This window comes from Arthrobacter sp. NA-172 (assembly GCF_043952055.1).
Lineage (GTDB): Bacteria > Actinomycetota > Actinomycetes > Actinomycetales > Micrococcaceae > Arthrobacter.
This window is the reverse complement of the sequence record NZ_JBINOT010000001.1, coordinates 2425443-2449329: the sequence shown is the minus strand read 5'-3', so window position 1 is coordinate 2449329 and position 23887 is coordinate 2425443. Positions and strand designations below refer to the sequence as shown.

Here is a 23887-nt window from a genome sequence, read left to right as displayed (position 1 = left end):
TCCTGCTCAATGAATGTTCCGTTTGAATCAATCTTTCCGCGTCAGACGGATAGGAGTAACGCCAAGCATGGGCAGTCTTAGCTATCCTTTTGGGTAGCGTGCTTTTGTCCGAAACCGCTAGAGTGGCGGGATGACTTCAAGCCCATGGACACTACTGGAGGCGGTCGCTGAGCTGGCCAACGCACCGCTCACGAGCATCGCCGAGAGGCTCCGTGAAGCAACGCTTCCGTACGTAGGCAGCAGCGCACTGGTCATCTTCACCGAGGATTGCACCGGCCGCCCCCAGAAGAAGGCCGGGGCAGAGGGGATCATCAGCCGCGTCTCCATTCCGGAGCTGGACCAATTGCGGGCCAGGGTCACGGAAGGCGAGGCGTGGCACGGAGAGGCGACCATCGCCGGAGGGCAACGGCCCGTTCTTGCATTGACGTCCGAAACCAAGGCCCTGCTGACCATCACCGAGCCGGCCATGCCCGAAGAACCGTCGGAGCGGGAGTCTGCCCTGCGGACGCTTGACTATCTATGGCAACTGACCGCCCGGCGCATCCAGGAGAAGGTGGCGGACGCGCCGCCGTCCTACCTCTTGGAGTCCCGCGCGGCGTCAGCCGAGCGGCTCCGCGTAACGGCCGAGCTCGTCGACAGGCATTCCACCACGCTGGAGACGATGTTGGCGGCGCTACGATCAAACGCCCTCGACGACACCACCGCCCGAAAAGCCGTCACGGACCTTGCCGTTACTTCGCTCGTGAACCTTCGGACGCTCAGCGACCGCACAACGGACCTCGTTGAAGAGCCGGTGGCCAAAGCCTTCGAACGGCTGCGGGAGGATTTGCGGCCGCTCATGCATTTCAGCGGGCTCGACATCCAGTTCATCGAGCCACCAGTCAACGGCCGGGCGCTGCCCGGCGAAGTGGCCCACGCCTCCCGGGCGATCGTGCGGGGTCTGGTGCTGGCCATCGTGGAGCAGACCGCGGTCAGGCGTGTGCGGGTCCAGTGGGACTGCGACGGCGTGAATCTCCTGATCAATGTGCGCGACGACGGCCTGGGCGAACTGACGGCGGATTCGCCTAACATTTCCCGGCTCAACAACAGGGTGGCAGCACTGGACGGGCGGATGAACATCGAAGTCATGGCCGGCTGGGGAGCGGACGTGCAGGTGGTCCTGCCACTCGACCCACCATCTGCCCCCGTGGCCGATATCGGTGGATGGGGCCTGGCCGAGCGCGAAATGGAAGTTCTTCAACTGTTAGCGGCCGGACAGCGCAACCGGGCCATCTCAGCCAAGCTGCACATCAGCGAAAACACCGTTAAATTCCATGTCCGGAATATCTTCAGGAAGCTCGGCGTGGGTTCACGAACAGAGGCCATTGCCTTGGCACACAGCCACGGGCTGCGCGCTCAGGACTAACGTGCCGCCGCGGGCGAAAGTCCCGCTAAACCCGCAGGGACGCGAGCTTCGCCTCGAGGATCTGGGCCACGCCGTCGTCGTCGAAATGCGGCGCCTGCTGCCCCGCGGCACTGATGGCTTCTGGGTGGCCGCTGGCCATCGCGTAGCCGTCGCCGGCCCAGCGCAACATCTCGATATCGTTGGGCATGTCCCCGAAGGCCACCACGTCCGCCGCGTCGATGCCCCGGGATGCCGCATATTCAGCGAGGGTCACAGCCTTATTGATCCCCGGCGCAGACATTTCCAGGAGCGCGGTTCGGGGAGCGGAATGAGTGGTCTCCACGAGATGCGCGACGGCGGGCTGCACCTCCGCGAGGAAATCGTCCGGAGTCCCCGTGCGGGTCACGGCCAGGAACTTCACGACGGCGTCATCCGCGGTGAGCGTTTCGTCCAGTTGCGCAGGGGTGAATTCGGCCAGGAGCTCGCTGGTCTCGTTCTCGATGAACCCGGGCTCGAGGTGGAATCCCGTGAGGGTTTCAGCGGCGAACAACGCGTCGGGCCGGAGCTGTTTGATGATCCGACGGGCCTCCAGCACGGACTCGATGCTCAAGGCATGTGCGGAAATCAGCTTCTCTGCCTCAAGATCCCACACCACGGCCCCGTTGGAACAGATGACAGTGCCGCTGTGGCCGATCTGCTCGCGGAGGGGGTAGAGCCAGCGCGGCGGTCGACCGGTCACGAAGACCACCTCGATGCCTGCATCGCGGCAGGCGTGGAATGCGCTGATGGTGCGGCTGCTGATTTTGCCGTCATGGCCAAGAATGGTGCCGTCAATGTCACTTGCTACGAGGCGCATTATGTCAGTCTACGTGGGGGCAGCCGGCGTTGACTTAGCTCCAAAGCTAGCCCCGCTCGAAGTGGCCCGTGATGACGGCCCGGCCCAGCGCGTGAGAAGCCAGCTTGCGGACGAGCGCCTCCGTGGAGGCACCGGCGTCGAGACCCAGTACTTCGACGTCGACCGCGTGCACGGCCACGATGTACCGGTGCGGGCCATGCCCGGGCGGAGGCGCGGCACCTAGGTAGCCGGGGAACCCGGCGTCGTTCTTTAGTTGAACCGCGCCGGCCGGCAAGTGCGAACCGCCCTGAGCGCCGGCGCCTGCCGGCAAGGAGCCCGTACCGGCGGGGATGTTGACCACGGCCCAGTGCCAGTAGCCGCCCTCCCTGGGTGCATCGAGGTCGAAGACGGTGACGACGTAACCCTTGGTGCCCTCCGGTGCTCCGCTCCAGCTCAACTGCGGGGATTCGTCCTTGCCGCCGGTCACGCCGAAGCGCTTGCTGGTCTGGGCCGGGCCGAGTGCGCTGCCGTTCCTGGAATGACTCGCTGGTGACATCGAACGAAGGGACGTCCGGAAGGTCTGCGTAGCTCATGGCTGCCCCTCGACGCTTGACCCTGTTTCACTGGCGTGGACGGCATTGAGTTCGGCGCGGGTCGGCGGGTTGGCGCCCGGCCGGGAGACCGTGATGGCCGCGGCCCGTGCGGCATGGCTGAGGATCCCTTCGAGTACTTCCGCCGGCATGGCGTGCAGCTCGTCCCGGTTCTGCGCTCCTGCCAGTCCGTGGTCCACGATCCCCGAGAGGAGGGCGGCCATGAAGGAATCGCCCGCACCGACGGTATCCGCCACCTGCACCTTGGGCGCTTCCACCTGGGCCTCGCCCGCCGCGGTGACGCCCCACGGTCCGTCCGCTCCCCGTGTCACCACCACGATGGCCGGTCCCCCGCTGCCGCCCAGGCGCAGCCAACGCCGCGCCGATTCCAGGACATCGACGCCGGGGTAGAGCCACTCGAGGTCCTCATCGGACGCCTTGACGACGTCGGCCAAGGCCACGAAGCGCTCTACCTGGGTGCGGGCATAGTCCCGATCCTTGATGATGCTGGGCCGGCAGTTGGGATCGAAGCTGATGGTTGCGTTCGGGTGGGAATGCTCGACGGCGGCAAGGACTTCCGCTGCGCCCGGCTCCAGCATGGTGGCAATGGACCCGGTGTGCAGAAGGGCTGTGCCCTGAAGCATGAACGGCAGGCGGCCGGCGAGCCCGGGGAGCTCCCAGGTGAGGTCGAAAGCGTAGCTGGCTGCACCGTCGTCGTCGATCAGGGCAGTAGCTACGCTGGTAGGACTCCCGTCGGGCGGAAGCGGGACCATGACGGAACTTGCGCGCAAATGGGCCGCGATGGAATCGCCGTACGCGTCCTTGCCGAAGCGGCCGATGAATTGCACAGCGTGGTCCAAGCGGGCCAGCCCCACGGCAACGTTGAGCGGGCTGCCCCCCACATGTGCGGCTACTCCTGACGAGCGCTGGACGACATCAACCAGGGCTTCACCTATGACTGTCAGCATGGGACAACTCTGCCACGCCGATGTGGCGCGCGTCTCCAAATGACAGCCGGCGACGTGTCAGCGAAGATCATTCCAGCGAGTCGCTGCACCAACTCCCGGCACTTCTTGTACGCAACCGCCCTGGGGTCGATCAGATCGAAATGGTCTCCGGGTACTTTGAGGAACTGGGCCACTCCCCCGGAAGCCGTGGCAGCGGCAACATAGACCTCTGACTGGCTGCACGGGACGTCCTCGTCCGCAGCCGCGTGAACCGCAAAAACCGGGACACCGAGGGGGAGCGAACTCATGGGATCCGCATAAATATGCCGTTTGGGGTATCTTACGGAGTCGCCACCCATGAGGTTGTCGACGGCGCCGTTGCTGAGGTTGAGCCGCTCGGCGTCGGCCAGGTTCAGCAGCCCCGATTGGCTGACGACGCCGGTCAGCTGGACTGACGCGCCGTTATCGTGCCGATGAAGTTGACGGTCGGCATCAGGGGCGCCGATCCTGGAGAGCTTTTCGCGCCCGGCCGCCCATACCGCGAGGTGGGCTCCTGCTGAGTGTCCCAACGCCACTACTTTGTCCAGGCTGAGGCCGTGCGTGCCGGCAATCTCACTCAGGTGATCGATTCCGGTGAGGATATCTTCGAACGTGTGGGGCCAACCCCCGCCGTTTCCTGCCCTGCGGTACTCAAGATTCCAGGCGGCAATTCCATGTGCGGCGCAGGTCCCGGGCGATAGGCTCACCGAGTTCTGCTCCGTATTGCGAACGCCAATAGCCGCCATGGATCACCACCACCACCCCGTCGGGTCGACTTCGGTGTTGCCCGAGCGAGTTGTCTGGTACGAACAGCTCGCCCCATTGACTGGAGTGCTCGCCGTAGTAGTACTTGTGCCGCTGCATCGTGTCCTCCTTTGTGCCGAGCCTATCGCGGAGCACTGCCACTGAGCGGGAGCCGAGGCTGTTCGGGTCATCCTTAAGGGCTTTGGCGGCCTGAGCTGAGGCCGGAGGTATGTATGTAACCTCCGCCTCCGAAAACTGTCGGCCCACCACCGTAAGCTGGAGGCATGGCTAGCAATTGGGACAGCTTGGATCCTCAGCTGCACGAATCGGTACAGGCGAATGTTGAGCTCTACGAGCGCGTCCGGCCTGCCCTGAAGCTCGTCACCCGCGATGTCCTGCTGACCCTGCGGGACATGCTCAAGAACAGCGAGTCCGTCCCGTTGTTCGTCACGGGACGCACAAAGACGGTTGAATCCTTCCGCGAAAAGATCTCGCGAACCGAAGTACCCCTGGACGGCGGCCCGCGTGTGCTGAAGTTCCCGGACCCGTTCCGGACTCTGAACGACATGGTGGGGCTGCGCGTCATCACCAAGCTACCGGCCGAAAACGCCGCGGTCGCCAACCTGATCAAGCGTCAACGGCAGCTCTTCGATTGCCGTGGCGATCTTGAGAAGGACATCGGGTCCATCGAGTCCGGCACTTACGGATATTCGAGCCGGCACCTCATCCTTCGCACCATCCAGAACGAGTCCGTGAAGGCATACCAGCAAGTCTTCAATGCGGATATCCCGCCGAATGGCAGCTATTTTTTCGAATGCCAGATCCGCACGGTTTTCGCGCACGCATGGAGCGAGATCGAACACGATATCCGCTTCAAGGCCGAGGATCCGCGCGCCTGGACGCCGCATTTCGACCGCCAATTCACAGCCACCGCGGCCATGCTGGAAACCGTGGAAAGCGCCTTCGCCGACCTCCACGAACGCTACGAGGAAGTCCGCGGCTACTGGGATCTGGACGGCGAAGGTTCCATGCCCCTCACACCCAACCGTGTGCGCGACGTCTGGCGGACACTTCTTCCCCACGTTGACCGCAAAGTCGACGACGACTGGGGTTGGGCTGCCGAGCTCCTTGCGGCCCACGGAATGAACAAGACCGTGGAGCTTGCCGGACTCCTCAGCGCCAACCGGATCACCGAGGTCCGCAAAGCCCTTGACCACCGCTACTCCCCCGGACCGGACCGCCTCCTGGATGATCTCCTGCTGTGGCAGTACGGAACCGAACACATTGACCTCACCGCCGAAGCGCCCGACGTCGTCCCCCACCCCCGGCGGGACAGCCTCCAGCGGCGGCTCAAACAGATCGAGCGGTACCGTCTCACGAAAAATTGAAGGATCCATGACACCCGAACAACTCCAGTCCCTCCGTTTCACACTGCGCTCGCCCCGCAGGCTCAAGACGGAAGCATTGGCCGGTTTGGTCGTGGCGCTTGCCCTCATTCCAGAGGCCATCGCGTTCTCCGTGATCGCTGGCGTGGATCCCCGGATCGGGCTCTTCGCATCGTTCACGATGGCAGTCACCACCGCGATCGTCGGTGGCCGGCCCGCCATGATCTCGGCAGCCACCGGCGCAGTCGCGCTCGTGATCGCGCCCGTCATGAAGGATCACGGGATCAACTACCTGATTGCAACGGTCATACTGGCCGGGATCTTCCAAATCGTCCTGGCGGTCCTGGGCGTCACGCGGCTCATGCGCTTCATTCCGCGTTCGGTGATGATCGGATTCGTGAATGCCTTGGCCATTCTGGTGTTCATGGCCCAGATGCCGGAGCTCATCGGTGTTCCTTGGATGGTTTACCCGATTGTTGCCCTCGGACTGTTGATCGTCTTCGGTCTACCCAGAATCACGACGGCGGTGCCCGCGCCTTTGGTGGCGGTCGTCGCCCTCACGATCGTCACGGTGCTGGCCGGAATCCGCGTCCCCACGGTGCACGACAAGGGCGAACTTCCCAATAGCCTTCCCGGTTTCTTCCTGCCTAACGTGCCTTTGACCTGGGACACCTTCCAGACCATTGCCCCGTTCGCTTTGTCCATGGCGCTCGTGGGCCTGCTGGAATCGCTCATGACCGCTAAGCTCGTGGACGACATCACGGACACCCGCTCCAACAAAACTCGGGTTTCCTGGGGACAGGGCATTGCCAACATCGTCACCGGTTTCCTGGGTGGTCTGGGCGGCTGCGCCGTGATTGGCCAGACCATGATCAATGTCAAGGGTTCGGGTGCCCGTAGCCGGGTGTCGACGTTCCTCGCCGGAGCGTTCCTGCTGGTCCTCGTGGTGGTGCTCGGGGACGTGGTGGGCATGATTCCCATGGCCGCTCTCGTGGCCGTGATGATCTTCGTTTCACTCATCACTTTTGACTGGCATTCGATCCGGGCGGCAACGCTTAGGCGACTCCCGAAGTCCGAGACCGGCGTCATGCTCGTGACGGTGGCCGTGGTGGTAGCCACACACAACCTGGCTATCGGGGTAGGTGCCGGCGTCCTCACGGCCATGGTGCTGTTCGCCCGCCGCGTGGCCCATTTCGCCACGGTGGAGCGGAGCGAACTCGCGCTCAACGGCCGGACCGTGGCGAGCTACAGGGTGGACGGCGAATTGTTCTTCGCCTCCTCCAATGACCTTTACACTCAGTTCGACTACGCGAAGGATTCCTCGGAGGGAATCGACCACGTGGTCATCGACTTTCACGCCTCGCACATCTGGGATGCATCCACTGTTGCCGTGCTGGATTCCGTTAGCGAGAAATACCGCCGTCACGGCCGCGAGGTGGAACTGGTGGGCCTCAACGCGGCGAGCATACGGATGCGCGAACGGCTGGCAGGCAAGCTCAACGCAGGCTAAGTGGGCCGCCTCGATGACAAGGCCCGTCGCGGCCTGGCTGGCCCGGAAGCCGCTCAAGGAGAGCTGACAGCTACGGAGTCTTGAACTCCCATGGCGCGGCCATGGTGGTTCCGGCGCCGATAGTGCGCCCGGCGAGCCTGTTGAGGAGCAGAGTGACGGCCCCTTCAAGGGCTTCGGGCTCCGGGGTGCCGCTTGATGATCCGGGTGCCAGTACATCGAACCCCGCCGGTTGCATCGTGTCCGAAATGACCACTTGGGCGACACCACGCCGCGCCAGCTCACCCACCGTGAGGTCCAGGAGCGTGCCCGGCGGAAGGGCGCCCACAATGGCGCCATCCGCACCGCCGGAGAGCATGAACCGCCGCCACCCTTCGCCGATGAGGATCACTGGCTGGTAGCCGTGCTCGGGCAGGATGCGGGCTGCGGCAGAAGCCAACGCCCGGTCCCACGGCCATTCGAGGTCGCCAATGGCAATCGCCACGAGGTCGGTCTTGCCGCGGCGCATTCCGCGGGCGGCTTGGTTGGGTACGTAGCCCAGTTCCTTGGCCGCTGCCTGGACGCGGGCTTGCGTTGCATCGCTGATGCGGGTGGTGCCACCGTGCCGTCCGGACAGGACATAGGACACCGTGGTGAGGGAAACGCCGGCGCTTCTTGCGACGTCCCTGATAGTCGGCTTCGCTCCGAGTCCCATGGCCTAGCGCCGTCCTTTCTTGCGCGAGCCCTTGCCGCGACCCTTGTCAGGATTCGGTGCATAACGCTGCGCCACGGCCGGCTTCTTGGCCCCGGTGCCGCGCCGGTCCGGCTTGGGCGCTTTCTTCGGCTTCTCCTGCTGCGCTGAAGGCTGCCGCGAACTCTGGGCCGTGCGGCCACGAACGATCCCGATGAACTCCTCAATGACCTCGCTCGTGGAATCACTCCGCCAGGCCAGCGCGATCTGTGTCCCTTCAGTCCCGGTCAGGCGACGCGCCACCGTGTCCTTGACATTGAAATGCCGGGCCACGGACATCGGCACGATCACCAGCCCGGCACCGGAAGCCACTACCTGCATGGCCATCTCGGGGCCACCCATCTCGGCGACATCCAGGAAGTTCTCCTCGGCGAGATCCTCCAGGGCCACCTCTTCAAACACGGAGATTTCATGACCCTTCGGGGCCACCACAACAGGCTGCTCTTCGTAGAGGGGAATGACGTGGAGTCCATCCCGGTCCACCGGCAAGCGCACGAAGCTCAAATCAGCGGAACCGTCGTGCAAGACCGTCAGCTGCCCGGCGTCGTCGGACATGAACGAGTGCAGCGGAACGTCAGGCATGCGCTCTTCCCAGCGCCGGATCCATTTCCCGGGCGTCACACCGGCGACGTAGGCGAAGCGCAGCTCCTGGGGACCGCTCGTTTCGGCATCGGGGGCTCCGGATACGGGCAGGGATTCTTGATCGGCAGGCACCAGTTCACAGTACCGCGCACTCGCTCAAGGCGCGTGGCCAGGCCTAAGCGGCATACACCTGGACTGCCGTGGCCTTGACTACAAAGTAGACGTGCGAGCCAGGTTCGAGTCCCAGCTCCGCGGACGCAGCGGGCGTGATATCCGCCGAAAGATCACCGGCCCGGACCCGGATATGGTCCCCGTGCGGTTCGAGATCGGTGATCGCCACCGGGAAGGAGTTGCGAGGGCTGCCATGCGTGGCGTCCGGGAACACTGAAACGGCCGACGGCGGGAAGGCGGCGACGCCGGGCTGGCCCGGTTCCGCTTCGTCGTCGAGGTGTCCCGCGACGTGCATGCCGGCACCCTCTTCGGTGCCGGGTGTCCTGAGTCCGTCTTCCGTGACCGTGCCCACCAGCAGATTCACCCCGGCCAGTCCCGCAGCGAATTGGCTTCGGGGCCGCCGGAACACCTCCCGGGTGGCGCCTTCCTCCACAATCCGGCCCTTTTCCATGACGATCACGCGGTCCGCGAGCATGAGGGCATCCAGGACGTCGTGGGTGATGATCAGGGCGCGGCGGCCGGCCAGGACGCGTTTGAGGAGCCGGCGCAAGTGCGGAGCGGCGTGGATGTCCAGTGCAGACATCGGTTCGTCAAGGAGCAGCAGCTCGGGACTGGCCGCCAGTGCCCGGGCTACCGCAACGCGCTGGGCCTGCCCTCCGGACAGCTGGCCCGGCTTGCGCTCGGCCAACTGCTCGACGTCGGCTTCAGCAAGCCAATGCCGCGCCGCCTCGCGCGATTGTGCCCGCGAAGCGCCAGCACTGCGCGGGCCGAAGGCCACGTTGTCCAAGACGTTCAGGTGCGGGAAAAGCAGCGGCTCCTGGGCCAGCAGCGCCGTCCCGCGAAGGTGTGGCGGTGTCCAGACCCGGCTGCCGCCGTCGAGGTCGAAAAGGATCTGCTCCCTCAGGCGGGCAGAACCGGCGTCGGGCCTCAAGAGCCCGGCCGCAACGGAGAGCAGTGTCGACTTTCCGGCGCCGTTAGGCCCGAGGACCGCCACGGTTTCCGCTTCTCCGAGGCGCAACGAGACGTCCAGGTTGCGGGCCCGGACGGTGGCGTCGATATGGAAACTCACGTGGCCGCCTCCGCCGGAATATCCGCTGGGCGCGGACGCCGGTAGGACAGCCCGACGACGATCACCGCCACCGCCACCAACACCAGCGAGAGGGCGACGGCGGCATTCGCGTCGGTCTCGCGCTGCAAGTAGATTTCCAACGGCAGGGTTCGGGTCACTCCCTGCAGGCTGCCCGCGAACGTCAGCGTGGCGCCGAATTCGCCCAGGCTGCGCGCGAAGGACAACACTGCTCCGGAGGCGAGCCCCGGGAGGACCATAGGCACGGTCACACGCCGCAGGATAGTGGTGGGACGGGCACCCAGAGTCGCTGCAACGGCTTCATAGCGGTTGCCGGCCGTCCGCAAGGCGCCTTCGAGGCTGACCACCAGGAACGGCAACGCCACAAACGTCTGGGCCAGGACCACCGCCGTCGTCGAAAAGGCGATCTGGAGTCCCAAGAGCTCAAGGTTCTTGCCCAGGAGCCCCTGGCGTCCGAAGGTATAGAGCAGCGCGATACCGCCTACCACCGGGGGCAACACCAAGGGCAGAAGGACGAAGGCACGGAGGAGCCGCTGCCCGCGGAAGGGCCGGCGCGCCAGGACCAGTGCCAAAGGGATGCCCAGGACGACGCAAAGGGCGGTGCTCGCGGCGGAGGTACGGAGGCTAAGCCCCAGCGCCGTCAGCGAGGACTCGGAGGTCACCAACGGGATGAACTGGGTCCAATCGACCTTCGCCACCATGGCGGCGAGCGGCAGCAAGACGAACAATCCGCCCACTGCCGCCAGGCCGTAGACCCACCGTGGAATCCCGCTGTAGTTCATCAACGCCTACGGTACGCCAAAGCCCGCATCGCCCAGGACTTTCTTGCCTTCGCTGCCCGTGACCAAGCTGATGAAGGCCGCTGCCAGGTCCTTGTGCTTGCTGGTACCGACCGTGCCGATCGGGTAGGTGTTGACCGCGTTGCTGGACTCGGGGAACGGGATGCCCTTGACCTTGTCTCCGGCACCTTTGACGTCGGTGACGTACACCAGGCCGGCGTCGGCCTCGCCCGAAGTTACCTTGCCCAGTACATCGGTCACCGAGGACTCTTCACTGACCGGCTTGAGGGTGGTTCCGGTCGCTTTCTCAACGCTCTGGGCAGCAGCGCCGCACGGTACCTGGCTCGCGCAGACAACTACCTTCACGCCCGGCTTGGCGAGGTCCGCAAAGGAGGAGATCGACGCCGGATTGGCCGGCGGAACCGCGATTGTCAGGACGTTGGTGGCAAAGTTCGTTGCCTTTCCGTCCAGGTAGGGAAGCATCGGACAGCTTGGCCATGTTCTTCGTGTCCGCGGAAGCGAACACATCCGCCGGCGCTCCTTGGGTGATCTGAGTGACCAAGTCCGAGGAACCCGCAAAGCTCAAGACCACTTTTGTGCCAGGGTTCTTGGCTTCGAATTCAGAGGCCAGCTTGGTGAACGTCGCCTTCAGCGAGGCAGCGGCATAGACCGTGACCGTTCCAGACGGTGTGGGCGTTGCACTGCTAGCGCTCCCGCTACTTGCGGCTCCGCTGCTTCCGGCGCTAGACGTTCCGGTACAGCCGGCGAGGCCGGCAACCAGGCTTCCTGCTGCCAGCAAAACTCCGACATTCCTGCGTGCAATCTTCATGAGATGCTCTTTCCCTGCGCGGTTTCAACAATGACGGTGGTGGCCTTGACGACGGCCGTGGCGACCGATCCCAGCTCGAGTCCGAGTTCCCGGACGGCTTCGCTGCTCATCAGGGAAACCACGCGGAAAGGTCCACATTGCAGCTCCACCTGGGCCATCACCTTGTCCATGGTGATGCCGGTGACCAAGCCGACGAAGCGGTTGCGTGCCGAGCGGCCCACTTTCGTTGGGTCCTCAGGGAGAGCTGCCTGCTCACGGGCCAAGTGGGCGAGCTCGAGTCCGTCCACCACCAGGCGGCCGGATTCGTCCTTCATCCCCGTGAGGGCCCCGTGATCAATCCAGCGTCGGACCGTATCGTCGCTGACTCCCAGGAAGCGGGCGGCCTCAGAAACTCGTATATGCGGCATGAATCAATTCTAGAACCTCATATGCGCTTGCAATGAAAAGTATTCACCGTAAAACCGTATGTGACCGGTGATTGTCTGATCTGCCAGCCGTCCGGCTCGCCGCCTCGGACCGCGCGATCGCGTCAGCTGCTGTGCCACTTCCCTGCGGTGGCGGATACCCTTGAACCATGACCTCTGCAAACTCCCAGTCCATGAAGCCGGCCACCGTTGCCAAGAAACTTGGCATCTACCTGCCCGCAACACCCCAGGAGTTCCAGGATTCGGAAGTTACCCGCGCCGATTTCGCCGAGCTTCAGGCCAACGCACCGGAGTGGCTCGCCGAACTCCGCAGGACCGGTCCACACCCGCGCCCTGTGGTGGCCCAAAAGCTGAACATCTCCATCAGCGGCCTGGCCCGTGGCGGCATCACCGAGCCCCTGACCACGGCCGAAATCACCGAACTGCTGGCAGCTCCGCCACAGTGGCTCGTCGTCGAGCGCGCCACGCACGCAGCCGTGCGGTCCGAGGCGAAGCGGATCAAGGACGAAGCCGCCAAAAAGGAAGCTACTCAGGAAGCCAAGACGAACGCCGCCGCCAAGCGGGACGCACCCAAGGCATCCAAGCGGGACCACGCATAGTCCCCACCCGGAATTCGGCAAGAAGGCAGATCACCCCGAACCGGGGCGGTCTGCCTTCCGCCGTTAACGCTTAAATCAGACTCTCGCCTCCAGGCGTTCCTCGGCGCATACTGAATTTAAAAGCGGTGCGCATTCGCTTGGAGGTGGTCCGATTGCCCGCCACAACTGGAGTCCAGCTGACGGTCTGGGAGATCGGGTTCTGGGCAATATTGCTTATGTGCGCGGTGGCATTCACCGTAAATGTCGTCCGCAAGGGCGTCGCACATGGGGGCGCCGACGGCGGACAGGTCACCATCCGGGGGCCGCATGGTCACCGCGATTTGGACAGCGCCAAAGAGCCTGACGCCATTTTCTGGAACGTCTTCGCCGGGCTCGTGGTGATTGTCCCGGCCGTCGTCATCCCCGCCTTGGCCTCGCCCGCCGTCGGACTCTTGATGCTTTTCCTAGGTACGGGCGCAGCCTTTGCGGCCTTTGCCGGCGGCAGGAAACTGGAGCAGAAGCGCCAGAACCAGCCCGAAAACCGCCCCGGCTACGCGGAAGCCTCTGCCCGTCACGACGCCCTCTTGGCCCGCTGGCAGCGGTATGAACTCGACCCCGCCAAAGGCATTGACTACCCCGGGATGAGTGACGTCAGCGTTCCCCAGACCGCGGCATTGGTCCGCGCGCTTCAGGAAGCCCAACGCTGCCGCATCACCACCGGGACGGACTACCCACGCGCCATCCAGCAGCTCATCACTGCGATGGCCGAAGCCGAGGCGGCCGCGGGCGTTTCTGCTGCCTGATCCACACGCCTCTTCGGAGGGCTACGGAATTGCCCCGATGTGGATCAGGAGTTCGTGCTCGGCGCCGTCCATGAGAAAGGACGGGATCGAAACGTGAGATCTCGCCCCTTCAGCGAGCGAAAGGGGCGAGATCTCGCGTATGGATTTACTTAGGCGACCGGCACCGCCGAGATGCGGTTGTTCGCGGTAACGATCCGCGCTGCCGTTGCTTGGCCCATCCGCACTGCGCCGTCTACGTGCTGGTAGCCTTCGGCGGCCAGATCGGACGAGGACCAGTAGATCGGGCCGACAGCAGCGTGCTGGTCCTTGCCGTAGCGGTGCAAACCGCCCAGGTCGTAGCTCGCCGCGTAGGCGCCGCGGGTCCACTCCTCGGAACCCCAGTCCGACTCGTAGTAGACCTCGGCGCCCAGGGCCTTCTCGCCCAGGAAACCGGCGATGGACTCAAGGACGGCTTTCTTGCGATCTTCGGCGCTGAGTTCGAAGACAGCGTCGGCCTTTTCGTCGGAGATGAAGCCCACCAAAGTGCCTCGGGTGTCTCCGTGGTTGGTGTTGTCGTAGACCTCCTGGACCAGGGCGTCGGCGCCAAAGCCCGTGCCGGATAAGCCGTCTTCGCGCCAGAACGGCGTGCTGTAGACGGCGTGGACCTTGATGACCAAGCCCAGGGACTGGTGCTGGTGCATCTGGTGTTGGCGACGCGGCAGCGGCGGGTTGAAGGACACGCGCGAGTACAGGTTCGGCGGGACAGCCATGATGACGAAGCGTGCGTTGACGGTTGCCCGCTCGGACACAACGGTGACGCGATAGCCACCGTCCGCGTCTTCCTGCCAGTTGATGGTGCGGACCGGCGTGTTAAGTACGACGTCGTCGCCGAGTTCCGCTGCCTGCAGCAGGGACACCTGCTGCATTCCGCCGATGACCCGCTTGTCCAGGATGAAGTCTTCGTCGGTGAGGTTGGAGAACGAACCTGCGGAGGCCGCCATCAGCACAGCTTGCAGGGCCGAGAAGGCGTGGGCCGGCTTGGTCAGCATGCCGCCGGCGATGAAGAGGCCGATGTTGTTGCAGGCTTCTTCATCCGTGGAGTTCTGGCGCAGCCAGTGGTGGAAGGAAATGGTATCCAGCTCGCGGGCCTTGGGGTGGGCCCAGGGCTCCTCGGCTCCAATCTCGGCGGCAAGGCTGTCCAGGATCGCCGTGAGCTTGTCCATCTCGGTTGCGGTGTTTTCGCTGACCGGGAAGGAGGCGCCCGTGTAACGCGTGCGGCTGCCGTCCGGAGCCACGTACACGGATTCGCCGTCGCGGTAGCGGGAGTACATCTTCAGGCCCAGCTCGTCCAAGAGGCCCATGAGGGCTGTCTGGTCCGGGGACACCCATTGTCCACCGATTTCCAACACGGCTCCGTCAATGGTGTCGGTCCACGTGCGGCCACCGACGCGGTCGCGCGCCTCAAGCACGGCAACGGTCAGTCCGGCCTTCTTCAATTCGCGCGCGGCCGTCAGCCCCGACGGACCGGCACCGACAATGACGACGTCGCGATCAAGATTCAACATGATGTCCTTTCTGTGGCCGTCCCCGTTGGCTGACCAATAAATGAATGACGTTCATTTATCTCAACTGTAGCCGGGTTGAACCCGGCTGTGAAGACCCCAGTGGAATAATGCTTAGACACATCCTCCAGAAAGGTCAGCGATGCCCGCACCCACCCCCGCTCCCGGCGAGACCAGAGCGCGCCGTAGGGCAGGCCGGCCCATGGCTGCGGTCCTGGTACCAGGGCGGAATCACTGCCGCAGCGCTGGAACTGGTCAGCAAGAAGGGCTACGACGGGCTCACTATGGCCGCGCTGGCCCGCTCTCTGGACGTCGCGCCGTCGGCCCTTTACAACCATGTGTCCTCCAAGGACGAGGTCCTCAAGCTGGTGGAAGAGGATCTGATGTCCAAGGTCGACTTCGGCGGTTTCGGCACGCTGCCCTGGGCGGACGCCGTCCGGCAGTGGGCCTATTCCTACCGGGGGATCTTCGCCAAGCACACCCCGCTGATCTCGGTGATCGCAGTCCTGCCGGTGACAGACGCGCCCCAAACGCTCGCCATGTACGAAGCCGTGACCGAGGGATTCCTCCGGGCAGGCTTCCCTGAGCAGCAGATCATTCCGAGCATCGTGGCACTCGAGGCCTATATTTTCGGCGCCGCTTTCGACGCGAACGCGCCTGCGGACATCTTCGATTCCGGCAAGCTGGCCGATTCGACGCCGCACTTCACTTCCGCGGTCCGCAGCTTGGGACCCGAGCGGAACAACTACCCTTCGGACCTCGCATTCAGCATGGGCTTGGATGCCTTAATCAGCGGGCTCGGGGCGCTTCGTGCGTAGCCCGAGTTAAACAGCCCGACTTAAACAAAAGGAACCCCGGCCTAAAGACCGGGGTTCCTTTCAATTGCGTGCGCGAGGGGGGATTTGAACCCCCACACCCTTTCGGATACTGGCACCTGAAGCCAGCGCGTCTGCCGTTCCGCCACTCGCGCGCAACTTCCTTCGCCCGGGCCGTACCAGGCTTTCCCCGGCCTCACCCCTGCGAAAGCAGCGAGATCAAGCATAACGGACAATCACTTGAAAACACCAATCCGCCAATGATGGGGCCGTGGAGAGCACCGGAATTCGTGGATTTCACGCCGCCCTTCCGGTAACCCCAAGGTCCGGAATCAACGCAGCGAACGCACGGAAATAAGGTGCGAAAGCGAACTTTTCCCGTGTTCCGGGCGTTGTGGAATAAGGCCATTCACAGTCTTGCCCAGTAGTATCGGGGTTGAGGTCAGGCTTCTTGCGTGCGCTCCGGCGCCCGCGGGGATTTGTCCTGACTACTCGTAGTTAAGCGTGAACGAAACGGAAGGAGAAGGACCATGGGTTTGCTTGACAGGGTTGAACGCGGCATCGAAAAGGCCGTCCGCGGCGTCTTCTCCACCGGGTCGAAGGCGCGGGTGGAGCCGGTGGAAATAGCCAGCAGGCTTCGCCGCGAACTGGATCACAAGTCCATCACCATCTCTGCTGGCCGGACGTTGGCTCCCAACGTCTTCGAGGTTCTCCTGAGCGACGCAGATTTCGCTCGCGCCGAGGAATGGGGAACTCCCCTGGCCGAAGAATTATGCGACGTCGTCATCCAGCACGTGCGCAGCCAGGGCTACATCCTGCAGGGTCCGGTCCGGATCTCCTTCAATCACGATGATGCCCAGCGCGAAGGCCACTTCGAAATCACCTCGACCACCCAGAAATCCGACGGGGCTGCAGCTCCTGCTCCCCAGCGGCCCAATGTCCCCGCAGCGCCAAGCCGCAAGCCCACGGAACTCCAGCCTGTCCTGGACATTGGCGGTCAGCGCTACTCCCTCAATGCACCTTCGATCGTGCTGGGCCGGTCCTCCGAAGCCGACATCCTGGTGGACGATACCGGAGTCTCGCGCAAACACTTGGAAATCCAGACGACGGACGGCATCATCCGCGCTGTCGACTTGGGCTCCACCAACGGAAGTTACGTCAACGGCCATAAAGTGGACGGCAGTGTGGAACTTACTGACGGATCCACCATCACTATGGGACGGACCAAGATCATTTTCAGACTTCTCCCCCTGCCCGCTGGTGGGCGCCCGTGAGCGACATCAGCGAACTGACCATCACCGCGCTCCGTTTCGGCTTTCTGCTGCTGCTGTGGGTACTGATCTTCAGCATCGTCTCGACCATGCGCCGCGATCTAGTGATCGGCCGTAAGGCAGCCATGGGAACACCGACTGCGCGCGAGGTGCGCAAGCATCCGGAACTCGCCCCTGCACCACCCCAGCCGGTGAAGCAACAGGCACGCCAGCTGGTCGTCGTCGAGGGTCCCCTCAAAGGGACCATGCTCCCTTTGGCAGCCAGCCCCATCCTGCTAGGCCGCGCACAAGAGGCCACGCTGGTCCTCGAGGATGACTACGCCTCGGGCCGGCACGCGCGCCTGTTCCCCCAAGGCAGCCGGTGGTTCATCGAAGATCTCGGCTCCACGAACGGCACTTACCTCGCCGACCAACAATTGACCCGCGCCCTGCCGGTGGAGCTTGGCGTCCCCGTGAGGATCGGCAAGACGGTCATCGAATTGAGGGCGTAGCCCATGGCTTCCCCCCAGACATCCGAGGGCACGGCGCTGCCTCCGGAACGCCCCCTGATCATGCGCTACGCTGCGCGGTCCGACGTCGGGCGTGTCCGCTCTAAGAACGACGACTCTGCCTACGCCGGCCGGCATCTTGCGGTTGTCGCGGACGGCATGGGCGGTCATGCGGGCGGAGACGTCGCCTCGGCATCCACCGTGTTGGATATGATCCACCTCGATCACGATTCTTACCCCGACGGCGCTGAAACAGTCCTGGCAGACGAAATCCAGACCGCCAATTCCTTGCTCTCCGAGCTTGTCCACGTTGACCCGAAGCTCGCTGGCATGGGCACCACGGTCACTGCCCTCTTGCTCGAAGGCACCCGGCTGCACTTCGCCCACATCGGCGATTCCCGCGCCTACCGCCTGCGCAACGGCAAATTCGAGCAAATCAGCGTGGACCACACTTTCGTCCAGAGGCTGATCGACGAAGGCCGGCTGCGCCCGGAGGAAGCCGAAACCCACCCGCACAAGAACGTCCTCATGCGCGTCCTGGGCGACGTGGACGCCAGCCCTGAACTTGACCTGGACGAGCTCGACGTCGAACCCGGCGAACGCTGGCTCCTTTGCTCCGATGGCCTGAACTATGTCCGAGGCGCTGTGGTGGAGCAGGTGGTCCGCGAAGCCAAGGACCTCGCCGAGTGCGCCGATCTCCTCGTCGAGCTCACGCTCGCCAACGGGGCTCCGGACAACGTCACCGTGGTGCTTCTGGAAATCGTGGAGGAGACCAGCGGCGATCTCAGCACGGCCGCCGTCGAGCTCGTCAATCCGGAGGCACTTGCCGCCCCGAACCCGGGCGCTCCCACCACCGGCGCCACTAACCCTCCGATCACGCCCACAGGAACAGCGTCCGACGCCGGCGCTTCCGCCACTGCTGCCGGCGGCACCGCACCGGAGTCCGCCCCCACCGAAGACGAAAAACCCGCCGAGACTACCGACACGGCGGGCGAACCGCCGACGGCGACAGATCCTCACCTAGGTGAACACCTGTCAGCGGAGATTCTCCGCGAAGAACTTTCAAGCAGGCCGCACGAATTGGTGGGTGCCGCCGCAACGGCTGCCGAAACGGGTTCCATCCCCACGGTGGCCGGGCGCAGTGTCGCCCGCCGCGCTGCCACGGTGCTGACGCACAAAGCTGACCAGGACCGCCCGGACACACTGCCCCTCCCCACCAGGAAGCGCCGCTGGCTGACGATTACCATCGCCGCGGTCTTGGCTGTTCTCGTGTTCGCAGGGCTGTGGCTCGGTTATGCCTGGACCCAGACGCGCTACTACGTCGGTGAGTTCAATCAGCACGTGGCGATCTTCAATGGCATTTCGCAAACCCTTGGTCCGTTCCAGCTCTCCAAGGTGGAGTCTGTAACCACCATCCGCATGGACTCGTTGCCGGACTACACCCAGCAGATCGTTCGCCAAACAGTCCCGGCACGCGATCTGGCCGACGCCCAGCAAATCGTCAAGAGCCTGCAGGACAATGGCACCACAGGCCTGCCCTCCAGTTGCCCCACGGGCACGCGCAAGCCCACGGCGAGCCCGAGCACAACGGGCCCCGCGACGCCAAGCCCCAGCACGACGGCCTCCACGCCCGCAATTCCAAGCCCTTCGAACGCGCCGACATCTTCGCCCACTTCGACGCCGGTCCCCACGTGCGCGGTGTCACCATGAGCCTGGCACTGATCGCGCCGCGGCCACGCCGAAATGTCGAGCTCGTCCTCCTGGTCCTTGCCCTTGCGGTGGGAATCGGCGCCAGCGCCATGGTCGGACTTAACAGTGCAGCCGCCTTCGACGGCGATTTCTGGTTCCAATCGAGCCTTCTGGTCTTGGCAACATTCGCGTTCCACCTAGTGCTCAGGGCCCGCGCAAAATATGCCGACCCGGTAATTCTTCCGATTGTGGTTGCGCTGAACGGCTTGGGTCTTGCACTCATCCATCGGATGGACCAGCCCGGAGAAGACACCGGCAACAACCAGCTGCGTTGGACGCTTTTGGCTATGGCTGTGTCAATTGCGGCGATCTGGCTGCTCAAGGATCACCGCCTCCTTCGCCGTTTTACCTTTATCTCGCTGGCCGCAAGCGCGGTTCTCCTGGTCCTGCCGCTCGTACCGGGCATCTCTGCGGGCGAGGTCCTGGGCGCCAGCGTCTGGATCAAGCTGGGTCCCATGACGTTCCAGCCCGGCGAAATCGCCAAGATCACTTTGGCCATATTCTTCGCAGGGTATCTCTCCTCCAACAGGGACCTCATCCTGCTTGCCGGCCGGAAGGTCGGCCCCGTGCAATTGCCGCGTTTCAAGGACCTGGGTCCCATGATCACCGCATGGCTCGTGAGCATCGGCATCCTGGTCTTCCAGCGGGATCTCGGTACCTCGGCCCTTTTCTTCGGCTTATTCATCGTCATGATCTACGTGGCAACAAGCCGAATCAGCTGGGTGGTGATCGGCGTCGCGCTGCTCCTGGGCGGCGGATTCCTGGCGTCGAAGTTCTTCGCGCACGTCGCGTTTCGTCTGGACAGCTGGTGGAACGCCTTCACACCGGAAGTGTTCGGCCGCTTCCCGGGCGGCAGCGCGCAGATCGTCCAGGGACTCTTCGGCATGGCCGACGGCGGTCTTATCGGCACAGGTCTTGGCCAGGGAAGGCCCGATCTGGTGCCGTTCGCCAATAGTGACATGATCGTCGCCCTCATTGGTGAGGAACTGGGCCTGATTGGACTCTTCGCCGTCGTCTTGCTTTATTTGCTGCTCTTCACCCGCGGGTTCCGGGCCGCTCTCGGCACTAGGGACGCTTTCGGCAAGCTTTTGGCCTGTGGACTGTCCTTTGCCATCGCCTTGCAGTGCTTCGTGGTGATCGGCGGTGTCACCCGCCTGATTCCGTTGACCGGACTCACCACTCCTTTCCTGGCGGCAGGCGGCTCCTCTTTGCTTGCCAACTGGATCATCGTGGGCCTGTTGCTCATGATTTCGAACACCGCGCGCGGCCCGGTGGACACCACGCCCATATCCCATGCCCTCACAGAGGCGGTGAAGACCCCATGAACCATTCCATACGCAACGCGTGGATGGCAGCCGTTGCCATGTTTGCCCTGCTCTTTGGAGCGATCAGCTATGTCCAAGTCATTGGTGCGACCGACCTCAATGACAACCCGTGGAACCAGCGCGCCGTCCTGGCGAATTATTGCAACGATCGCGGTTCCATCATCGTGGGCGGCAAGCCCATTGCCGAGTCCGTTGCCGGGGATGAAACCTGCAAGTACCAGCGCAGTTACGCCCAACCGGAGCTCTATGCGGGCATCACGGGATACTTCTCCAGGACCTACGGATCCACGGGGCTTGAGCAGCAGCTCCGCGATGAGCTTGCCGGCAGCTCTGACCAGCTCTTCCTCGACCGGGTGAGTCAGATCTTCCTTGGCAGCCAACCGAAGGGCGCCTCGGTGGAGTTGACCATCGATCCGGTGATCCAAAAGCTTGCCTACGATCTCATTCCCGACGGCCAGCGTGGCTCGATTGTCGTCACCAACCCGAAGACCGGCGCAATCATCGCGATGGTCTCCAAGCCGTCCTATGATCCCAACCTGATCGCTACCCACGATCCGGCCAAGGAACAGACCGCCTACGAGCAGATCAACAAGGTTCCCGGCATCAACCTCAACCAGTCCGTCAGCGGACCCACAGGTGCGCTGTTGGCTCCCGGTTCGGTGTTCAAACTCGTCGACACGGCGGCAGCATTGAGCTCCGGAAAGTACAACAAGGACAGCGTGCTGCCGAACCCGGACAGCCTGCCTTTGCCCGGTTCCAGTGCCTCGTTGCCGAACTACGCCGGTGGCAATTGCTCTGTCCGCAATACGGCAGACTTCGCTTTCGCCTTGGAGCAGTCCTGCAACACACCGTTCGCCAGCATCGCCTTGGACCTGGGCGAGAAAGCAATCTCGGACCAGGCGAGCAAATTCGGCTTCGGTCAGGATTTTGGTGACCAGCTCAAGCTCCAGTCCGCGATCAGCAATTTCCCAAAGAACCTCGACCAGGCCGCGCTGGCCCAGTCCGCCGTGGGCCAGCGTGATGTCCGGGCCACTCCGCTGCAAATTGCCATGATGACCGCGGCCATTGCCAATCAGGGAGTCCAGATGAAACCAGACCTCATCAAGACTGTGCGGGCACCTGACCTCCGTGTGATCAATGAGCCCAAACCCGAGGCGTTGCGTACCTCCACCACACCTGAGATCGCCAGCCAGATCACCCAGTGGATGACCGACGTCGTATCCAAGGGAATTGCGAGCGGCGCAGCGGTACCGGGCGTCCAGGTGGCCGGAAAGACCGGTACGGCGCAACTCGGAAATACCGGCCTGAATAATTCATGGTTTACGGGGTTCGCCCCGGCCAACGACCCGCAGGTAGCCGTCACCATTGTTATGGAAGGCGTTGACGTGTCAACCGGCGCAAAGCTAACCAGTCCGAACGCGAAGAAGATTTTTGAGGCGGTGTTGAATAAGTGAGGCCTACGTCAGGAATCACCCTCGGCGGCAGGTTCCAGCTGACCAGTCGTATTGCGATTGGCGGCATGGGAGAGGTCTGGAGGGCCAAGGACCAGATCCTTGGACGGATCGTCGCCATCAAGGTGCTCAAGGAGGAATACACGGGTGACCCCGGTTTCCTCCAGCGGTTCCGCGCCGAGGCCCGCCATACCGCGTTGCTTAACCACGTGGGGATCGCCAACGTCTTCGACTACGGCGAGGAAGACGGCTCCGCCTACCTGGTCATGGAACTGGTGCCGGGGCAGCCGCTGAGCAGCATCCTGGAACGGGAGCAGGTCCTGTCCCCGGACCGCACTCTTTCTTTCATCGCCCAGACCGCCCGGGCCTTGGCCCCGGCGCACGCCCAGGGCCTGGTGCACCGTGACATCAAGCCGGGCAACCTGCTGATCACCCCGGACTACCGCGTCAAGGTCACTGATTTCGGCATCGCCCGGCTCGCGGACCAGGTGCCGCTGACGCAGACCGGCCAGGTCATGGGAACGGCCCAGTACCTTGCTCCGGAGCAAGCCACGGGGCAGACGGCGACTGGCGCCTCGGACATATATTCCCTCGGGGTTATCGGTTACGAGTGCCTGACTGGACACCGTCCGTTCTCCGGTGAGTCGCAAATCGCGATTGCGTTGGCCCAGGTCAACGACGCGCCGCCGCCGCTGCCGGAGAGCCTCCCCACTCCGGTACGCGCACTGCTGATGTCCATGCTCGCCAAGGACCCGAAGAACCGTCCCGCAGACGCCATCAAGCTGGCTGAGGCCGCAGAGGCGATCCGCGCAGGCGACATTGCCGCTGCACACGCCGCCGTACCGGGCATGTTGCTGTTCGAATCCGCCACTGGTCCCATCACCGCGCCGACAGGCATCACCACAGCACCCACGGGCATTGTCACCTCGCCCTACGGCAGGGAATCGCGTTCGACGTCGACGTCTGCACTTCCGGTGATCGGCGCCGCGGCAGCTGGAGCTGCTGCGGGGGCCGCTGCCGAGGGCGGAAATACGCTCTCGCGCGCCAATGCCTTGGCCGCCGAACGCAGTTTGGAGCAGGCTGACGAGCACGACCAGTACATCCATGAGGAAGAGGAGTACCCGGCCGAACCGCAGCGGAAGAAACGCAGCCCGTGGACGTGGCCCCTCGTCGCCCTGATCGTGCTGGTGCTCTTCGCCTTGGTAGGCGTATTCCTGTCCCAGTCCGGCCTGTTCTCGCCAAGCAAGACGCAGGTCACCACAAGCGCCCCGCCCCAGATCTCGAGCGCGCCGCCCACCTCGGCGACTCCAAGCGCGACGCCCACTTCGGCCAGCCCGACCCCCACTACACCCACCGCCGAAGCCATCAACCTGATTCCGGAGGCCTACAAAGGCCAGCCGTATGACAAGGTGCGTTCCGAGCTCAACGCACTCGGCCTCCCGGTCAATGGCACAGCGGTCTTCGATGCCTCCTCGCCCGGCACTGTGATCGACATCAATCCCTCCGGTCCGGTGGCCAAGGGAACCACGATTGCTGTGACCTATTCCAAGGGTCCGCAGATGGTTTCGGTGCCGACTATCGGCGCGGGCGCCACGGAGGCACAGGTACAGGCCGCCATCGAAGGCGCCGGCCTACGCTGGGTCACAGGAAACCCCGTTGACGGAGCAACCGGCCAGGCGCCGGGAACCTTTGTCAGTTCCGAACCCGCGGCCGGACAGAAGGTTGCTGCAGGCTCCGTGGTGACCTACCACTTGTCTAAGGCGGCCGCGTCCGCTTCTCCTTCCCCTAAGACCACCCCGTAGGACACCATGCCAACCGGACGCTCCACCCCT

Annotated in this window: 20 protein-coding genes, 1 tRNA gene and 3 pseudogenes; 12 read left to right on the top strand and 12 right to left on the bottom strand. The window is 63.9% G+C overall.

Translation table 11 applies throughout. The features are described 5' to 3' along the window. Positions 1-130 precede the first annotated feature (130 nt). Entirely contained in the window at positions 131-1405 is a 1275-nt protein-coding gene (locus tag ACF0H6_RS12110) for a LuxR C-terminal-related transcriptional regulator (protein ID WP_395249799.1), read from the top strand. 25 nt (positions 1406-1430) lie between these two features. Here ACF0H6_RS12110 and ACF0H6_RS12105 read toward each other — a convergent pair whose 3' ends face one another. From ACF0H6_RS12105 to ACF0H6_RS12090, 4 genes and pseudogenes are all read right to left on the bottom strand, one after another. Then, the gene (locus ACF0H6_RS12105) at positions 1431-2240 is read right to left on the bottom strand and encodes an HAD family hydrolase (RefSeq protein WP_395249798.1); all 810 of its coding nucleotides are present in this window, start codon (positions 2238-2240) and stop codon (positions 1431-1433) included. A gap of 46 nt (positions 2241-2286) precedes the next feature. After that, the gene (locus ACF0H6_RS12100; RefSeq protein WP_395249797.1) at positions 2287-2775 is read right to left on the bottom strand and encodes a YbhB/YbcL family Raf kinase inhibitor-like protein; all 489 of its coding nucleotides are present in this window, start codon (positions 2773-2775) and stop codon (positions 2287-2289) included. A gap of 33 nt (positions 2776-2808) precedes the next feature. Then, positions 2809-3777 carry a carbohydrate kinase gene (locus tag ACF0H6_RS12095; RefSeq protein WP_395249796.1) on the bottom strand — a complete coding sequence of 323 codons (969 nt, stop codon included), beginning with the start codon at positions 3775-3777 and terminating at the stop codon, positions 2809-2811. Next, positions 3771-4659, bottom strand: a pseudogene (locus ACF0H6_RS12090) (alpha/beta hydrolase). Before ACF0H6_RS12090 ends, ACF0H6_RS12095 begins: the two are co-directional and overlap by 7 nt. Before the next feature lie 164 nt (positions 4660-4823). Here ACF0H6_RS12090 and ACF0H6_RS12085 point away from each other — a divergent pair. Beyond that, on the top strand, positions 4824-5927 hold the full coding sequence (locus ACF0H6_RS12085; RefSeq protein ID WP_395249795.1) for a GTP pyrophosphokinase family protein: 1104 nt from the start codon (positions 4824-4826) through the stop codon (positions 5925-5927). Positions 5928-5934: 7 nt separating this feature from the next. Next, complete coding sequence (locus tag ACF0H6_RS12080; protein ID WP_395249794.1) at positions 5935-7434, top strand: SulP family inorganic anion transporter; 1500 nt, start codon at positions 5935-5937, stop codon at positions 7432-7434. Between the two features lie 70 nt (positions 7435-7504). On the opposite strand, the gene ACF0H6_RS12075 is transcribed toward ACF0H6_RS12080, so the two are convergent. From ACF0H6_RS12075 to ACF0H6_RS12050, 6 genes and pseudogenes are all read right to left on the bottom strand, one after another. Continuing rightward, positions 7505-8125, bottom strand: a complete 621-nt coding sequence (locus ACF0H6_RS12075; protein WP_395249793.1) for a LacI family DNA-binding transcriptional regulator — start codon at positions 8123-8125, stop codon at positions 7505-7507. A 3-nt stretch (positions 8126-8128) separates the two neighbouring features. Continuing rightward, positions 8129-8875: a LysR substrate-binding domain-containing protein gene (locus ACF0H6_RS12070; protein WP_395249792.1), complete on the bottom strand. Its 747-nt coding sequence runs from the start codon at positions 8873-8875 to the stop codon at positions 8129-8131. A gap of 43 nt (positions 8876-8918) precedes the next feature. Then, entirely contained in the window at positions 8919-9983 is a 1065-nt protein-coding gene (locus ACF0H6_RS12065; RefSeq protein WP_395249791.1) for a sulfate/molybdate ABC transporter ATP-binding protein, read from the bottom strand. Beyond that, positions 9980-10783: an ABC transporter permease gene (locus ACF0H6_RS12060; RefSeq protein WP_395249790.1), complete on the bottom strand. Its 804-nt coding sequence runs from the start codon at positions 10781-10783 to the stop codon at positions 9980-9982. Before ACF0H6_RS12060 ends, ACF0H6_RS12065 begins: the two co-directional genes overlap by 4 nt. Before the next feature lie 6 nt (positions 10784-10789). After that, positions 10790-11609: pseudogene (modA, locus tag ACF0H6_RS12055) on the bottom strand (molybdate ABC transporter substrate-binding protein). Further along, positions 11606-12016: a molybdopterin-binding protein gene (locus tag ACF0H6_RS12050; protein ID WP_395249789.1), complete on the bottom strand. Its 411-nt coding sequence runs from the start codon at positions 12014-12016 to the stop codon at positions 11606-11608. The pseudogene modA and the gene ACF0H6_RS12050 overlap by 4 nt, the downstream one beginning before the upstream one ends. 167 nt (positions 12017-12183) lie before the next feature. Between ACF0H6_RS12050 and ACF0H6_RS12045 the strand changes: the two genes are divergently transcribed. Then, positions 12184-12633, top strand: a complete 450-nt coding sequence (locus ACF0H6_RS12045) for a DUF5997 family protein (RefSeq protein WP_395249788.1) — start codon at positions 12184-12186, stop codon at positions 12631-12633. 152 nt (positions 12634-12785) lie between these two features. Beyond that, positions 12786-13415 (top strand): hypothetical protein, encoded by a 630-nt coding sequence (locus ACF0H6_RS12040; protein ID WP_395249787.1) that lies wholly within the window; start codon positions 12786-12788, stop codon positions 13413-13415. Positions 13416-13564: 149 nt separating this feature from the next. Here ACF0H6_RS12040 and ACF0H6_RS12035 read toward each other — a convergent pair whose 3' ends face one another. Next, entirely contained in the window at positions 13565-14959 is a 1395-nt protein-coding gene (locus ACF0H6_RS12035) for a flavin monoamine oxidase family protein (RefSeq protein WP_395249786.1), read from the bottom strand. Positions 14960-15098: 139 nt separating this feature from the next. Here ACF0H6_RS12035 and ACF0H6_RS12030 point away from each other — a divergent pair. Further along, positions 15099-15774 (top strand): annotated as a pseudogene (locus tag ACF0H6_RS12030) (TetR/AcrR family transcriptional regulator). Positions 15775-15843: 69 nt separating this feature from the next. Here the strand turns inward: ACF0H6_RS12030 and ACF0H6_RS12025 are convergent. After that, positions 15844-15926, bottom strand: a tRNA-Leu gene (locus tag ACF0H6_RS12025). A 375-nt stretch (positions 15927-16301) separates the two neighbouring features. On the opposite strand from ACF0H6_RS12025, the gene ACF0H6_RS12020 reads away from it, so the two are divergent. From ACF0H6_RS12020 to ACF0H6_RS11995, 6 genes are read left to right on the top strand one after another with little or no spacing between them, the layout of a single operon-like run. Continuing rightward, a complete protein-coding gene (locus ACF0H6_RS12020) occupies positions 16302-17045 on the top strand; it encodes an FhaA domain-containing protein (RefSeq protein ID WP_395249785.1) in 744 nt (247 codons plus the stop codon). A gap of 5 nt (positions 17046-17050) precedes the next feature. After that, positions 17051-17533: an FHA domain-containing protein gene (locus tag ACF0H6_RS12015; RefSeq protein WP_395249946.1), complete on the top strand. Its 483-nt coding sequence runs from the start codon at positions 17051-17053 to the stop codon at positions 17531-17533. A 3-nt stretch (positions 17534-17536) separates the two neighbouring features. Beyond that, positions 17537-19240, top strand: a complete 1704-nt coding sequence (locus tag ACF0H6_RS12010) for a protein phosphatase 2C domain-containing protein (RefSeq protein ID WP_395249784.1) — start codon at positions 17537-17539, stop codon at positions 19238-19240. Then, positions 19237-20604 (top strand): FtsW/RodA/SpoVE family cell cycle protein, encoded by a 1368-nt coding sequence (locus ACF0H6_RS12005; RefSeq protein WP_395249783.1) that lies wholly within the window; start codon positions 19237-19239, stop codon positions 20602-20604. The genes ACF0H6_RS12010 and ACF0H6_RS12005 overlap by 4 nt, the downstream gene beginning before the upstream one ends. Next, complete coding sequence (locus tag ACF0H6_RS12000) at positions 20601-22058, top strand: penicillin-binding transpeptidase domain-containing protein (RefSeq protein WP_395249782.1); 1458 nt, start codon at positions 20601-20603, stop codon at positions 22056-22058. Before ACF0H6_RS12005 ends, ACF0H6_RS12000 begins: the two co-directional genes overlap by 4 nt. Further along, positions 22055-23857 (top strand): protein kinase, encoded by a 1803-nt coding sequence (locus ACF0H6_RS11995; protein ID WP_395249781.1) that lies wholly within the window; start codon positions 22055-22057, stop codon positions 23855-23857. The genes ACF0H6_RS12000 and ACF0H6_RS11995 overlap by 4 nt, the downstream gene beginning before the upstream one ends. Positions 23858-23887: the final 30 nt, after the last annotated feature.